The organism is Pseudomonas sp. B21-023, assembly GCF_024749165.1.
Lineage (GTDB): Bacteria > Pseudomonadota > Gammaproteobacteria > Pseudomonadales > Pseudomonadaceae > Aquipseudomonas.
This window is the reverse complement of record NZ_CP087190.1, coordinates 2,866,094-2,879,101: the sequence shown is the minus strand read 5'-3', so window position 1 is coordinate 2,879,101 and position 13,008 is coordinate 2,866,094. Positions and strand designations below refer to the sequence as shown.

Annotated in this window: 15 protein-coding genes; 7 read left to right on the top strand and 8 right to left on the bottom strand. The window is 53.5% G+C overall.

The window, feature by feature from the left end; genetic code table 11:
* Nucleotides 1–78: 78 nt before the first annotated feature.
* Nucleotides 79–198, bottom strand: coding sequence for an antitoxin Xre/MbcA/ParS toxin-binding domain-containing protein (locus tag LOY42_RS26630; RefSeq protein ID WP_408981082.1), 120 nt, complete (start codon nucleotides 196–198; stop codon nucleotides 79–81).
* Between the two features lie 353 nt (nucleotides 199–551).
* Between LOY42_RS26630 and LOY42_RS12940 the strand changes: the two genes are divergently transcribed.
* The 3 genes from LOY42_RS12940 (at nucleotide 552) to LOY42_RS12930 (ending at nucleotide 2,387) form a co-directional block, all read left to right on the top strand.
* Nucleotides 552–1,487 (top strand): hypothetical protein, encoded by a 936-nt coding sequence (locus LOY42_RS12940; protein WP_258601022.1) that lies wholly within the window; start codon nucleotides 552–554, stop codon nucleotides 1,485–1,487.
* 18 nt (nucleotides 1,488–1,505) lie between these two features.
* On the top strand, nucleotides 1,506–1,817 hold the full coding sequence (locus LOY42_RS12935) for a hypothetical protein (RefSeq protein ID WP_258601020.1): 312 nt from the start codon (nucleotides 1,506–1,508) through the stop codon (nucleotides 1,815–1,817).
* Nucleotides 1,818–2,018: 201 nt separating this feature from the next.
* Nucleotides 2,019–2,387, top strand: a complete 369-nt coding sequence (locus LOY42_RS12930; protein WP_258601018.1) for a histone-like nucleoid-structuring protein, MvaT/MvaU family — start codon at nucleotides 2,019–2,021, stop codon at nucleotides 2,385–2,387.
* Between the two features lie 211 nt (nucleotides 2,388–2,598).
* Here LOY42_RS12930 and LOY42_RS12925 read toward each other — a convergent pair whose 3' ends face one another.
* The 3 genes from LOY42_RS12925 to LOY42_RS12915 form a co-directional block, all read right to left on the bottom strand.
* Nucleotides 2,599–3,525: a hypothetical protein gene (locus tag LOY42_RS12925; protein WP_258601016.1), complete on the bottom strand. Its 927-nt coding sequence runs from the start codon at nucleotides 3,523–3,525 to the stop codon at nucleotides 2,599–2,601.
* 166 nt (nucleotides 3,526–3,691) lie between these two features.
* On the bottom strand, nucleotides 3,692–4,822 hold the full coding sequence (locus LOY42_RS12920; protein ID WP_258601014.1) for a hypothetical protein: 1,131 nt from the start codon (nucleotides 4,820–4,822) through the stop codon (nucleotides 3,692–3,694).
* 235 nt (nucleotides 4,823–5,057) lie between these two features.
* The gene (locus LOY42_RS12915) at nucleotides 5,058–7,040 is read right to left on the bottom strand and encodes an ATP-binding protein (protein WP_258601012.1); all 1,983 of its coding nucleotides are present in this window, start codon (nucleotides 7,038–7,040) and stop codon (nucleotides 5,058–5,060) included.
* Nucleotides 7,041–7,237: 197 nt separating this feature from the next.
* Here LOY42_RS12915 and LOY42_RS12910 point away from each other — a divergent pair, with 197 nt between their 5' ends.
* The 3 genes from LOY42_RS12910 to LOY42_RS12900 all read left to right on the top strand — a co-directional run bounded on the left by LOY42_RS12910 (nucleotide 7,238) and on the right by LOY42_RS12900 (nucleotide 9,342).
* A complete protein-coding gene (locus LOY42_RS12910; RefSeq protein ID WP_258601010.1) occupies nucleotides 7,238–7,450 on the top strand; it encodes a hypothetical protein in 213 nt (70 codons plus the stop codon).
* 216 nt (nucleotides 7,451–7,666) lie between these two features.
* Nucleotides 7,667–7,837, top strand: a complete 171-nt coding sequence (locus tag LOY42_RS12905) for a hypothetical protein (RefSeq protein ID WP_168186819.1) — start codon at nucleotides 7,667–7,669, stop codon at nucleotides 7,835–7,837.
* Between the two features lie 98 nt (nucleotides 7,838–7,935).
* Nucleotides 7,936–9,342 carry a hypothetical protein gene (locus tag LOY42_RS12900; RefSeq protein ID WP_258601007.1) on the top strand — a complete coding sequence of 469 codons (1,407 nt, stop codon included), beginning with the start codon at nucleotides 7,936–7,938 and terminating at the stop codon, nucleotides 9,340–9,342.
* Nucleotides 9,343–9,409: 67 nt separating this feature from the next.
* Here the strand turns inward: LOY42_RS12900 and LOY42_RS12895 are convergent, their stop codons facing one another.
* The 3 genes from LOY42_RS12895 to LOY42_RS12885 form a co-directional block, all read right to left on the bottom strand.
* Entirely contained in the window at nucleotides 9,410–9,574 is a 165-nt protein-coding gene (locus tag LOY42_RS12895) for a hypothetical protein (protein WP_258601005.1), read from the bottom strand.
* Nucleotides 9,571–9,765 (bottom strand): hypothetical protein, encoded by a 195-nt coding sequence (locus LOY42_RS12890; RefSeq protein WP_258601003.1) that lies wholly within the window; start codon nucleotides 9,763–9,765, stop codon nucleotides 9,571–9,573. The genes LOY42_RS12895 and LOY42_RS12890 overlap by 4 nt, the downstream gene beginning before the upstream one ends.
* A gap of 802 nt (nucleotides 9,766–10,567) precedes the next feature.
* A complete protein-coding gene (locus LOY42_RS12885; RefSeq protein WP_258601001.1) occupies nucleotides 10,568–11,563 on the bottom strand; it encodes a DNA-binding protein in 996 nt (331 codons plus the stop codon).
* A gap of 179 nt (nucleotides 11,564–11,742) precedes the next feature.
* On the opposite strand from LOY42_RS12885, the gene LOY42_RS12880 reads away from it, so the two are divergent.
* Nucleotides 11,743–12,690: a tyrosine-type recombinase/integrase gene (locus LOY42_RS12880; RefSeq protein ID WP_258600999.1), complete on the top strand. Its 948-nt coding sequence runs from the start codon at nucleotides 11,743–11,745 to the stop codon at nucleotides 12,688–12,690.
* Nucleotides 12,691–12,763: 73 nt separating this feature from the next.
* Here LOY42_RS12880 and LOY42_RS12875 read toward each other — a convergent pair whose 3' ends face one another.
* Nucleotides 12,764–12,913, bottom strand: a complete 150-nt coding sequence (locus LOY42_RS12875) for a hypothetical protein (protein WP_258600997.1) — start codon at nucleotides 12,911–12,913, stop codon at nucleotides 12,764–12,766.
* Between the last annotated feature and the right edge of the window lie 95 nt (nucleotides 12,914–13,008).

Here is a 13,008-nt window from a genome sequence, read left to right as displayed (position 1 = left end):
AGAGGATCATCCGGTTGCAGAGAAGTTGAGGAAAGGTCGTTTTTGCTCTCGGCTACCGGGGAGTCGCGAACAGGCGGGTCAGAACACAAATCCATGTTCAAGGCGCGTGATGTAGTCGAGAACTCTGTCTGTTTCTTCTCTGGTCGTGAGCATGGAGGCAGGCGACTTTCCACCTAGTCCCCTGACAGGACTTCTCATCCAGTGGCGGGCTGCCTCTACATTACCCCCATACAATCTTTGCGCCGCACTGAACACTTGCGAAAAGTATTCGTTTTGTTCAGGGGGCATGCTGCTCATTGGAAATGTCCTAATGCGTTGGGGTAGTACTGCGCCGGTTAGCCTCTGCTGGCGCCCTCGCGAATTCATACATGGTAGCGCTCCGGGCTCACCGGTACCAGCCAGGTACATCGCATCATGGTCACCAGTGACACTGGCTTCTCTTGCTCCGCACAGCCAGCTACGGACGAGCCGTGGGCGCCTTTCCGGTAATTCAAGCATGGTAGTAAATTGCCATCTTCGCCGCTGGGGCCAATGATAAAATGGAGTGCACCTTGAGAAAGGATTTACTAGTCGCCTGCCTGGGGCTCTCGCTTGTGGGATGTGGAGATGGCGGCGAGGTGTACAAGAAGCAGGCTGAGAACCTTCGCTCGGACATCAAAGCCCTGCAAGCAGAAATTAGCGCGGCCAAGGACAGGATTGCGCAGCTTGAGCGGGAAAACACCACGCTCAAAGAGACACCAAGCGTATTGCTGGCTCAGGTGAGAAAGGCTTTCGACAGTGGCGACGAAGCATCCACTAGGACAGCCCTGGCCTCGCTGACTTCTCGCTACCCCGATTCAGCTGAAGCCTCAACCGGAAGCGGCTTCCTGCAGAAGCTGGTCAAGGATCGTGAAGCCAAAGAGCAAGAGGCGCGCCGGCTAGCAGCCCTTGGGATGAAGGCGATCCCGGTCAAAAGCTCCTTCACAGCAGACGACAGCTCTGTATCACTTCAATCTGCCCAGATAACTGGCCAATGGAGCTTCAACGATTACGGTGATCAGTACGAGTACCGATCAGCCGAGCGTGGCTCCAAGTACATCACGGCAAGGGTTACCTATTCGTCAAAGAGCAAAGATCCTCGGCTGGCGCCGTTGGTGGTCTACGCGTCAAACGGTGGCGAGCTCAAACGACTGGGCGTCATGGGATTCGAATTCGTTAGCTGGAGCAGCTATGCGACGTTCCTCGGTAATTACCATGATGACGCGAATGACTTTGCTCACAAGGCGAGTATCAGATTCTCCATGGGACTCCAAGTCCCCAATGAGGTGATAACCAAGCCGCTTTACATCGTTGCCTCATCTTCAGGCTGCGCGAACCGTAGCTCGGATCGATTTGGTAATCCACCTGTGAGCTACCTGACCTACAGCTGTGACCAGGTTGCCCCAGATGTACTCCGTGCCAGCGACTTCAAGGAAGGTCGGTTCGGCATCGTTAAGCGCATAGACTGAATCCGAGACAGGACTCTCATGAAGAAAGCTCTCATGGCAGCGGGTATCACCCTGCTCTGTTTGGTCGTATACACCCAGATCACGATCTTCGCCGTACCTCCAATCGGAGCCGTACCCGAAGGCAGAACAGTCATTATGCTCCGCCTCAACAAGACGAATTTTATTGATAGCGCTGATGCCATGTGCGTGCGCATCCAGGGCTATGTGAGTCTCATGTGCAGGGGGATGACCATGGCGGGCGTAGTGAAAGCTACTATTATCATAGCTCGCTTGCCTTACTCGGATACGATTTACAAGATCAGCACCGGCGGGGAGACATACGAGAGATAGCTGAAGGAGACCAGCTGAACAGGCAATACCAGCCCCGCGTCGTGGCAGTTTTAGCTCACCCGATGCCTGGTATTTCTCGGGGGCTGCTGTGATGACAGGTTGCCAAGCGCGTTCACCACTTGCTCGACCACGGGCTATGGCGCATAAACCGAAAGAACGATATTCGCGGTATACTCGACGTCTTACCTACAGGAGTGTCAAATGTCTCGCCTCGCTGAATTTAGGGCCTTGGAGCAGCAACTCGCTGCCCAATTAGCCGAGCTTGAATCCCTCAAAAATGACGACGGTTTGAAGCGCGAAATCGAATTCGAAAAGAAGCTTCGAGACTTGCTCGGTGAGTATGGCTACAGCCTGCGCAATATCGTGGCGATCTTGGATCCACAGGCAGCAACCCGCCGAGCTCCAGCTCCTGTAGCGGAAAAAGGCAGCCGAAAGCCTCGCCAGGTCAAGGTGTACAAGAACCCCCATAACGGTGAAGTGGTCGAAACAAAGGGTGGCAACCACAAGACCCTGAAGGAATGGAAAGGTCAATACGGTTCCGAGGAAGTCGAGAGCTGGTTAGCTCAGTAAGACTTCTTAGTACGAAAAGGGGCCTTGGACGGCCCCTTTGCGCAGCTGGTTAGCTTAGCCATTTATCATGCCTGCAAAACGATGCTTGGCTGATGCATAGCAACTCGACAGGGCAATCAACGTCATTGTCAGCGGGCCTGTAAAGTGCCCCTGTTAAATTATCGTTCACTGATCGACCTACTGAACCACCCTGCTCCTAATAAACAAACGCTTAGCTTGTCTTGCTGAGTTCTCGGTAGTACTTCGAAAAGTTTTGATAACTCATAAGCTCTACTCGATCCATAGTGCTTCGCATTTCCTTCAAATATGCTGGCAGAGCTTCTAGGGAAACGACTGTAATTGTTTCAACGCAGTCTATCAAAGATGTCCTGATCATATCTTCCAGACCTGACTCTGGATTCACTTCGAGCGCACCGCTCACAACTCTGGCTATCCTGTCACAAACTAGCTTAAGCTCGGGAGAGGCGGATTGATACACCCCAATATTGGAGTATGTTGTTGTGATTTCATCAAGTGTCCTGTAGTTTGAGGCCTGCTCTACACAGATGCCACTATTTAAAACCCTGATAGGCGCATTGGTCACGAGCAATGCGCCCAGTATCGGTACAGGCACCCCATCTTCAGAATCTTCGAATGTAGTGCAAATCCATTGTAGCAAATTAGGCAGTGCATATCGCAACTGCTGAAGGCCATGTGTTATGATTTTCGGATCAGCGGAAGATGAAGATAAAGACACCCCACGATTGCAGTAGATTGGCGGCTCCAATGCATTCAGGGACTCAGAGCTCTTGACCACATAACTACCTAACCAGTTGAACACCGACAGCGCCGAGTAAACTGTAGGCTCGCAACCTGGCATTCTAGAAAAGACCCACTCAACAGATGGGGACGCGTATTTACATTCGATCAGGACTCCTAAGCTTAATGACTCCGCAAATGTATCCCCCATGACAATATCGGCTGAAGCCAATAGATCTGCTGAGAAATCAGTATCAATGCCTTTTTCATTAGTCCGGGCATATGAAAACTCACCATGATTGTGAAATCCCGATTCGGCAATGATAGCTGCCACCTCGTGCTCAAGAATCAAACTAGATTTCAAGAGCCACTCAACCCGTTTTTCCATGCTGCTGCCCATCTCTAAATTCTTATCCTAGCTACGCTCCTCTACGCTTTGTTGGTGGCCCGTCAACACAAAGCGGATCAGCCCTATTCGGCGTGAGGAAGTGATGAAGGCCAGCGACTCACTAGTTAAAATTCTAGGTGACCTGGGTCGATTGAGCCGCTCCAGATTACTATATACTTCAAAGATCACGCGAGATGTAAATTGGAATCTCGTCGCTCCAAGCGCCGATCCCCTCTATATTCATCTGAAACCTGAACAGAATGGTGCCATCGCTGCGGTGAGGAGACACCATCTCAACGGATTCCACTTTACGAACGGCCATTAGCGGAGTGACTGGCTTGGTCTGGCCAAGATCTACTTGGGGTATACACGCCATTCTAATGGTTTCGAGCTTAATAAGCCTAGGAAGCCATGGCGAGCCAAAAAATTCTTTTGAGTATTCGCGGATTCGCGTGCCCTGGGAAGGATGAAAAAAAACCTCTCCCCTGCTCGTTGAGAGGCACACCTTTATTCTTTGCGGAAGAGCAGGTAATCCTCGTACGGTTGCTATGTCTCCGTTTACGATAAACAAATCATTGTCATCACTCAATGCCAAATCTAAAGGAAGATTTTCAGCGTTGATGCGAGGAAAACTCTCGATAACAGCTACAGATATAAGCAGTTGCTTTTGCTGCTTTGACCACCGTGGAGAATCAGCTAGCTGGCGCCCATCACCAAGTGCGTTTACAAGCACATAACGGTCATATGGATCTAGACTTTCGAAGTTCTCACCAAAGAAAATAAGGTCGTTGAGATCCCCGATAACAAAATGATCCAATCGAAATGACCATATGTTTTTCTCGATACCAATCAACTCTCCGGTAAAGACCAAGTCAGGGCCAAGAGCTATAAAGTCACTGTCGTGAAGTGGGGCGCTCTCTCCTGCAAGACGAGCTGCCTGCGCTCGCTCGTGAGCTTGCTTGATTTCATGAAGGCGGCTTTTGGTGAAAGCGACGGTGTCTACGTCGATCAAGCGACTGTGAGTCTGGCACAACCAAATCCCATTAGTGATGGAAGAGCGCTGTTCCGGTGTCATTGTTGGATCATACCTAGGCCCCCCAGGCGAGGCGGCGCAGATATGGGCTGCTACTCCGATATTGACATGCATATCTGGCCCAGACTCGCTTGGGCCTGCTGTGGGCCTTTGGCATTCAGGTAATGAGCAGCAATGGCCGGCCCGCAATGACAGCGCCCTTACGGTCGGCTTACTGAAGTCGTCGCGTTTTTCCTTCAATACTTGACCTGAATCTGTACTACTGGTGCCTGTCATTTATCAGAATCTTCCTTGTCAATGGAGGTAAGCACTAAAAGATTTGGTTGCAGTTTCTGAAAGTAACATCTGAGATCTTGCTGGCGCCGGTATCGCGATTCGCGAACAAGTTTCCCGTCGCAGCTTGTGGCCTAGAAACTCCTTACTGAATAAACCCACACTCCATGGCTTCACAGCGGCTCAACTCCCCCTTCGCGCCCCAGTTCACCGCCCAGCGAAAGATCCCTATTGATGATCACACCGCTTCCTTGATTGCGTCATCCGTTGCTTCAGCGGGGTCGGATGCACCCAGGTCGAGGTTACCCTGCTCCTGTGTCGACAACACCTTGGCCAGTAGTGTGTCTGTAGTGAGATTGTCGTACCTGTCTTCCAGTGTTTTCCGCAGGCGCATCAGGCGAAGGTTGGCCGTGCTCACCAGGGTGCCATAAGTGGTGGCTCGTACCTGGCCATAGCTCCGAGATTCATCACCCACAATCTTGGATGTACTCACTCCGGCGGCGATCGACTGGCCAACTACCCAAGCTGTAATGAATGGGGAGCCGTTGACGTAGCCCGATGCGGCGATGTCCTGAACATACCCGTCGGCCTGGTTGACCTCCTTTCGATTGAGTTTGAAGCCGCCTTTCTTGAGCTCGATCAATAGGATGTTTTGCATCTGGGCGACTGATGCGTCCTGAGGGTCGAACTGCTCAATACCCACCAGCTGCGCCGTAGATCGGTCGGGCAGCACCACAATGTCGGGCCGTTTCCGTTCATTGATGAACGAGGCGTCGCCATCCGCCCAGAGCTCTTTGGCAACGCTTTTCAGCGTCATGTTCGAGCAGTATTCCATGGACTCAAACTCTGGCCCGAACAGCCACCGGGATCGCAGGATAAGCGGATGCAGGGTGTGGAGCTCATCCGTTTCGGGATCCTCTGCCAATCTCGTTATGGCTTCAATCACGCAGAGCCGCCCATCAATCTCATCGAGCACGCGTAACGCATCCTTGACTGACCAGTCCGCCAACAGAGAGTCCAAACCCTCAATGTCCGTCGCAGGGAGGATGGCCAGCTTTTGAAGCAAGGATGCCCCGCTCTTGGATTTCTCCAGATTGATCACTGCCTTGACCGCCGTAGCGAGAAACTCCGGAGAGACCATGGGGTGCGCTTGAGCCACAGCTTTCGTGAACGCTGTGACTTCGAGCTGAGCCCCATGGCCCAACGATTTCAGCTCTGAACGGTTCTGCACCAAAGCATCTTCTGATGTGGCTTCCACAACCTCGGCTGCCAACTCATCCGCCACCTGGCTGATGCACTCGGCAGCGGCCTTAAACAGTTCCTCGACAGCAGGTGTCGACTGAAAGCCTGTCCAGTCCTGGATCAAGTGCCCTTCAAAGCCCTGGGTGTCTACGATGACCTTATAGCGTTTGGCGAACCGCGTGCGGCCATCAAAGTTCGCGACCTGGCCGATCACCCACGAGGGGTTACCGACGAGTCGATGCTGAACCCAGAACGCCACGCCTTGGTGAATGGATGAATGGTTCTGCTGTGTGGAGTCGATGACAATAACTTTTGCTGCGCGGCCATCACTCAGTTTCAATGTGTGTGTGCGAGCATGCTGCTCAAGCTTGGCGAGGGTCAGAGGTGTGCCATTGACTCGAATCTGGAAGCTTGGGTCATGAATGAAGCGTGCGGCGAGAACCGTGATGATCTCTTTCACATCCGGCATCTTGCGGGCAACCGAAACGGACAATCGCGTCCCCGAACCGTCTCGCTCACCAAACGCCTCGGAGCGCACCACAAAAGGACTGGGGCCGGACTCGGTACCCACGATGAAGGTGCTGAGCTTACCGTCGCGCCAGGTTTCTACCTGGTACTCATCACCAAAACAAAGAAGTCCATGCCGACCCACACCGTTGCGGCCATAGGCCTTTCTGGATTTGCCGTTCGTGCCTTTGGGAAATTCAACCCTGAAGCTCTGATGCTTGAGGCGGTTGTACCGAAGCGTCATCCAGCGTTTGCTGAACTGCGGAGCCGTCATACCGTGACCGTCATCAACGACTGTCAGTCTGCCGCCAGGCTCAGTGGGTAATATCAAGTCCACCTTGCTCGCGCCGGCATCCCAGGCATTGGCCACAAGCTCGGTAAGAGCCACCTGTGGCACGTGCGCCACGGGGCCCAATTCCCGGAGAAGATAGTCCTCCTCAAACAACGACTGATGACGGGTTTGGTCGGACATTGATTCCCTCCATGGATGGGTACTGGCTGGCCAATTGCCAGATAGCGTCAATTCTACCTCATCGGCTTGCTGAGCTAAATCCAGAAGGGTCACCTCCCGAAAGCACCTGAGTCAGCAATCAAGACGGTACCGCTCTCGCTTAGCATCCTTCAAAAACTGAAAACAGCACCAAGCTACAGCCCCAAGTCGGCGGCCAAATGCTCGTCGCGCATACAGCCAGGCGCGTCTCCACCTTTGACGAGGTGTTGGCGCAAGCAGTGAACCAGATGCAGGCGCAGGGAGTGACGCATTTCGATGCCGGGATCGAGGACATGGAACTGCCTTGCTCGATTGCGAAGCAACGCATGGCGCAATGCATCAATACCTTCCTCACCGATATCTTGGGCGTAAAGGCGCGACGGCGACTCTAGCCCTGGTGGTCTTCGGTAGGTTGTGATCGCTGAGTCGAGTATCCGTCCCAAGTCAGTGCCATAGCGCTCAGTTGCTCGTGTCCACACCGCCGTTTCTACACTGATATTCAATACGCTTTTCCCAAGCCCATGCATGCAAGCCCTACCGCGAGAGCTCGTCGAGGTGGGTCGTCATTTAAACTGGCTTTCGCTCAAGCCAAAACCTGGAGGATTTTGATGTTTATTGAATTTGATCTGAACCGCAACGATTTTGATGCCTTGATGAGACATTGCCAAACGCATCGGCCTAGCACTGGTGATGCTCGGGAGGATCAGCGCTTGCTCGATGCGCTCGAGGCGCTCTTGGAAGCCATGCAAGCCTCAGATCAAGTCTCTGCACAAAGCTGATCAGCTCGTCCGCTTTCTTGACCAACATTTCCTGCTTTGCCTCGATTCTGCAATGACTCATTACGGCTAACGTCTTATCACCCAGCGCGGAGAAAAAAATGAAGAGTGTGGAAATCAAAAAAATGGATTTGAAGCGTTTCTCTGCCCTGGTCGGGCAGTCACGTAGTCCAAGGGCAGAACTCTTCACCCGTGAGATTGGATGGTTCGCCAATGAAGAGGAAACGGTTCTGGGTGTCCTGCTGATCGACATCGTCGATAAGGATTTCACGGCCCTGTTGCTTGGTCGGGACACCGTAGGACGCTATCGCTGCTTTGACCAGAAAGTGTCCATGCAAACCCCTCAGGAAGCTCATGCCTGGCTTGTGGATGCCATGTCGGCGATGACATCCAGCGGCAAGACCGTTTTTGAACAAAACGATGAAACAGGTGAGGCGATGGATATCTTCACTCCCGTCAGAGCAGAGGAAAGGCTTCACCCCTATTTTCGGATTCTTTCGACGCAACCGTCCCATGCAGCAGCGAGGGACATTATCCAAGAGATGATGCCCCATTACGTCGACATCGATGGCAACTTCATCGAGCAATTCCAGACGACGGGCTTCGATGCCAGGGTCTGGGAGCTTTACCTGAACGCCTACCTGGTGGAGGAAGGCCTCGTCTTCGAGCGCGATCACCATGCCCCCGATTTTATCGTTCAAAAATACGGGCACACTGTGGCAATTGAGGCCACCATCGTGGGGCGCAAGGGCCAGCTGACGGACGCAGACTTCGACAAGCTCATGGAGATGACCCCAGAGCAAATCAAAGAGAAGACCCGGGATGAAATGCCCATCAAGTTTGGCAGCCCTCTATTCTCAAAGCTGCAGAAGAAATATTGGGAGCTTGAGCATGTCGCAGGCAACCCATTGGTCATCGCCATTGCTGACTTCCACGAGAACCAGTCGATGCTCTGGACGTCAACAGCGTTGATCAACTACCTCTACGGGGTACACCACGAGCACCACTACGATGAGGCCGGGAAGCTGGTCATCACCTCACAGAAAATAGAAAAACACATCGTGGGTGCTAAAGAGATTCCGTCAGGCTTCTTCTTCCAGCCCGGCGTGGAGAACATCAGTGCGGTCATGTTCTCGGCAAGTGGCACCGTGTCCAAGTTCAACCGGATGGGTAAGCAAGCTGGATTCGGAGACAGCGATGTCATGATGTTCCGTATGGGTACATACCATGATCACGACCCCGACGCTTCGATGCCAAAGATGTTTGCATACCAGGTCGATGAGACCTGCGGGGAAACCTGGGCGGAGGGTATGAGCCTATTCCATAACCCCAATGCCTTGCATCCGGTACCAGAGAAGCTGTTCCCTTCGATTGCACACCATTACTTCGAGGATGACCAGATCGTCAGCCACCTGCCGGAGTTTCATGTCTACTCATCCATGACGACGATCGCGGCCGTCGTGAGCGATGAGGAATGGGAGCGTCGACAGCAGAGTCACAGCGGCTAAGCGTTGGCCGAACATCCATGGACACAGGACAGGTAGCCCGGCCGCAAGGCGGGCTACCCTGCTGCCATTAGGCCTTGGTTGCTGTGCGCTCAGGCTTCAAAGACGTGAATTTTTTCTTCAGATCCCACCAGTTGGCATTGAGCCACTCAGTGACCTTGCCACGCCCGGGTGCAGTCGACTTGAAATGCTCTTTGAGCATCCACTCGGCGTACAGCCGGGTTTCCTTCGTCAAGTCCTGCCCTTCCCCATATGCAACCCCTTTTTGTCGGACGACAGGCCGAGGTTATTCAGGTAGCTGAGTATCTCGTAGCCTTCTTTGCGGCTCAGGTGCTTGGCATCGTCATGGATGAGATGAGGGTTATCCCCTTCCGTTGCTTTCCAGCTGTACTCATACCGCAGGTCACCTTTAAGAGGCTTCGCCATGGTTGTGCATCTCGTCATACCCGTTGGTGGGTAATAGCAATACGGTAGCCATTCGGCGAGACTCAACCCCCTCTACGATTAAACGCCATTCGCGAGATTTCGCACCGGCTTGCACCTGTCCATCAATTTAGCGCCTGGCAAGAGGCCAGTCGTTCAGCATTCGACTAGTGCTCTGTGACGGTCGCCAGCTGCCAGGAGGCTGATGGCTCTCGTGCCGAGTGAGGCTTAAAGCGTGACGTACATCACGCTTTGAAAATAAACCACCACCCCACCCCCTTGAAAAAAATCAGGCGAGACGGAGTTCTTATATTTGAGGGCATAACAAAAAGCGGAGATCGCAGCGCTTTAGGATATCAGCCGTAAAGCCTGTCGTCGGGGCTTACTAGGCTTTGCTTCTTGGGCGTTCCAACCCTGAGTAGAACGCCTATGGGGGCCTCGCCGTGGGCTGCAGGAGGAATCGTTTCCTTTGGCGGCTCTGCCGCCACCTTCGCTTTGCTTGCAAAAAAACCTTGCACTCGAAAAAAATTTTAGTGGATGGCACCTGCGGTGGCGATTTGCAGGTATTCGTTCGCCTGAAATTTGTGGCGTAGTAAGCCATTGCACCCAGCATTTGCGTCAGATCATCGGAGGAGCACAGAGCAATCCCCCATCGAACTAAGAAAAGTCGGTGACCTGGCAAATATCGGCTGTAAACCTACTTTTTCACTTGTAAACCTCGGTGGTTAACAAGTGAAAAAGTAGGTTTACAGGCCTCCTGCTATGCCTGTTTGGCCGATTTGGCGCGGAGCAAGTCCTTCGTTTTTCACCCTTGCTTATCGCCGTTATCAGGTTCAGTGCCTTTAACAAGCGTCAGAGCTTTCCTGGCGTCTGTCAGCTGCTGGCTGAGCTCAGCCGAAGTCGCCCTGAGCTGTGTGACTTCGGCGTTCGCAATCTCTGTAGCATTCCTGGCGAGCACTAACTGCTCCTGGAGCATATCTTTCGCCCCCTCCGCGCGCGCTGCGGTCATGTTTGCCAAGCTCAGATCCCCTTCCAAGCGCCTCAGTGTGTCCTGGTTCTGATGAGCGAGCTTGGTCTGCTGGCGCGCTTCACCCAGCAGGCGTTCGTTGTCACGATTGAGTCTGGTCAGTTCGTCCTGTCGCACCATGAGGGTCTGCTGAAGCTGCAACAGTTCATGCTGCAATTGCTGGAGCTGAGTCTCGTGGCGATGCTGGTCTTGCTCACGTTGCTCCTTGATCGCATTGCGGTAGTGCTCCAAAGCATCACGAGCATGGGCATGTTTTTCTTCCAGGGAGCGAACTTGCTCGTCTTTCTCCTGTACCCGCAATTCGAGATCACTGCAGCTTTGGCTGATGCGCGCGTTCCGGGTGAGTTCTGATTGGAGTGATGATTGCGTGGTGCTCAGTTCCTCAGCCTGGTTCGCCAACGCGATGTCTCGGCTCGCCACCTCTCGCTGAGCCTGCTTCAGCTCTTCCTCAAGCCCCTCGATCTGACTGTACAGCGCCGCCTGGCTCTGTTCGTGCGAACTGCGCTCCTGCGCTAGGGCAGCATTCCCCTCCTCCAATAACCGCTTCAAGAGCTGATCTACGATCCCAATGAGCTCATCACTCAAGCGGTTCGGGTCAGATTGAGGGCGGGTATCGGTAGCCTCCAGCTCTTGGAGATACCGGGAAATCGTTGTTTTAGAGCCGGTATTACCCAGCTCAACACGCACAGCATCGATGCTCGGATTAACGCCTCGGGCGAGCAGCGCCGCACGCGCTTTCTGTACCAATGCCTTGTTGATGCCGCCGCGCGCCATGGTCTCTCCTACGATTTCGTACTGGGTTACATGTCATGTATCTACGTGACATTTTACTCAATTTTCATCTTGAAAAATGTAGGATTTCCAAGAATAAATAATAGGGGATTATTTGTTCTTATAGCCCGGAATCGGCGAGAATCGTCTCCAGACCCGGTACGAATGGCAGGAAATGGCAGATGGACAAGGCGCAGCGGTACCTGACGGCAGGCAAGCGCGAAAACACGCGCAAAAGCTATCGGGCTGCGATTGAGCACTTTGAAGTGGCATGGGGAGGATTCCTGCCAGCCACGGCTGAGGGAATCGTTCGCTATCTCGCGGAATATGCGGAATCGCTGGCGCTGAGCACGCTGCGTCAGCGCCTGGCAGCGCTCGCCCAATGGCATGTCTCCCAGGGATTCCCCGATCCAACCAAGGCACCCCAGGTACGGCAGATGCTCAAGGGCATCCGCGTTGTGCACCCGGCCAAACAGAAGCAGGCTGCGCCGCTTCAGCTGCGACACCTTGAGAAGGCCGTCTATTGGCTGAATAGCAAAGCAGGAGAAGCGATCGAGTCGGGAGACTATCGGGCGCTGATGAGGTACCGGCGCGATGCCGCCCTACTACTCATCGGTTTTTGGCGTGGCTTTCGGAGTGATGAGCTGGCCCGTCTTCAGGTCGAGGATACCCAGGCTGAGGCCAGTATTGGCATCACTTTTTACCTGCCCTACACCAAAGCGGATCGCGCCCATCAAGGCACCACGTTCCACACCCCTGCCCTTAAAAAGCTTTGTCCGGTTGATGCATACATCAATTGGATCACGGTGGCCGGCATTTCTAAGGGCCCTATCTTTCGTAAGCTTGATCGATGGGGGAACCTGTCAGAAAAAGGGCTCAAGTCGAGCAGCCTGATTCCGCTGCTCAGGCGCATCTTGGAAGAAGCCGACATACCTGCGCAGGCGTACAGCAGCCACTCAATGCGCCGTGGCTTCGCAACCTGGGCATCCGCAAATGGCTGGGACATTAAAGGCCTTATGAGCTATGTAGGCTGGAAGGACATGAAATCTGCGCTGAGGTACGTTGACGCGAGCAGCTCCTTCGGCGGCCTGGCCGCTTACAACGCAGGAGAGATCGAGCATGAACGCTAAGCGAGAGGCTGGAGCTTCATTTTGCTGAGTTCTGCCTCTGCCGCCCGCAACTCAGACGTAACACCTGACCACATCAGCACCAGGGTCGATATTTTTCGCGACTCGCCTGCAGCTCATCCCCCAGCTCCGCGAGCTCGGACTCAAGCAGGTCACAACGCTGCTCAAGCAGCTCCTCACGAGTGAAAAAAGGTTCGAGCAGATCGTCATCACTTGGTTTGCGCATGCGCCATAGGCCTTCATCGTGACAAGAGTACAAATGTTCTCCACGAAGGATAAATTCGAATACTGTATATTTCAACAGTGCTACGCTAACCAGTG

What these genes read in the sequence shown, in the direction of transcription:
- LOY42_RS26630 (WP_408981082.1), bottom strand. Translation starts at nt 198, where the DNA reads ATGAGAAGTCCTGTCAGGGGACTAGGTGGAAAGTCGCCTGCCTCCATG.
- LOY42_RS12935 (WP_258601020.1), top strand. Translation starts at nt 1,506, where the DNA reads ATGAAGAAAGCTCTCATGGCAGCGGGTATCACCCTGCTCTGTTTGGTC.
- LOY42_RS12930 (WP_258601018.1), top strand. Translation starts at nt 2,019, where the DNA reads ATGTCTCGCCTCGCTGAATTTAGGGCCTTGGAGCAGCAACTCGCTGCC.
- LOY42_RS12925 (WP_258601016.1), bottom strand. Translation starts at nt 3,525, where the DNA reads ATGGGCAGCAGCATGGAAAAACGGGTTGAGTGGCTCTTGAAATCTAGT.
- LOY42_RS12920 (WP_258601014.1), bottom strand. Translation starts at nt 4,822, where the DNA reads ATGACAGGCACCAGTAGTACAGATTCAGGTCAAGTATTGAAGGAAAAA.
- LOY42_RS12915 (WP_258601012.1), bottom strand. Translation starts at nt 7,040, where the DNA reads ATGTCCGACCAAACCCGTCATCAGTCGTTGTTTGAGGAGGACTATCTT.
- LOY42_RS12910 (WP_258601010.1), top strand. Translation starts at nt 7,238, where the DNA reads ATGCTCGTCGCGCATACAGCCAGGCGCGTCTCCACCTTTGACGAGGTG.
- LOY42_RS12905 (WP_168186819.1), top strand. Translation starts at nt 7,667, where the DNA reads ATGTTTATTGAATTTGATCTGAACCGCAACGATTTTGATGCCTTGATG.
- LOY42_RS12900 (WP_258601007.1), top strand. Translation starts at nt 7,936, where the DNA reads ATGAAGAGTGTGGAAATCAAAAAAATGGATTTGAAGCGTTTCTCTGCC.
- LOY42_RS12890 (WP_258601003.1), bottom strand. Translation starts at nt 9,765, where the DNA reads ATGGCGAAGCCTCTTAAAGGTGACCTGCGGTATGAGTACAGCTGGAAA.
- LOY42_RS12885 (WP_258601001.1), bottom strand. Translation starts at nt 11,563, where the DNA reads ATGGCGCGCGGCGGCATCAACAAGGCATTGGTACAGAAAGCGCGTGCG.
- LOY42_RS12880 (WP_258600999.1), top strand. Translation starts at nt 11,743, where the DNA reads ATGGACAAGGCGCAGCGGTACCTGACGGCAGGCAAGCGCGAAAACACG.
- LOY42_RS12875 (WP_258600997.1), bottom strand. Translation starts at nt 12,913, where the DNA reads ATGCGCAAACCAAGTGATGACGATCTGCTCGAACCTTTTTTCACTCGT.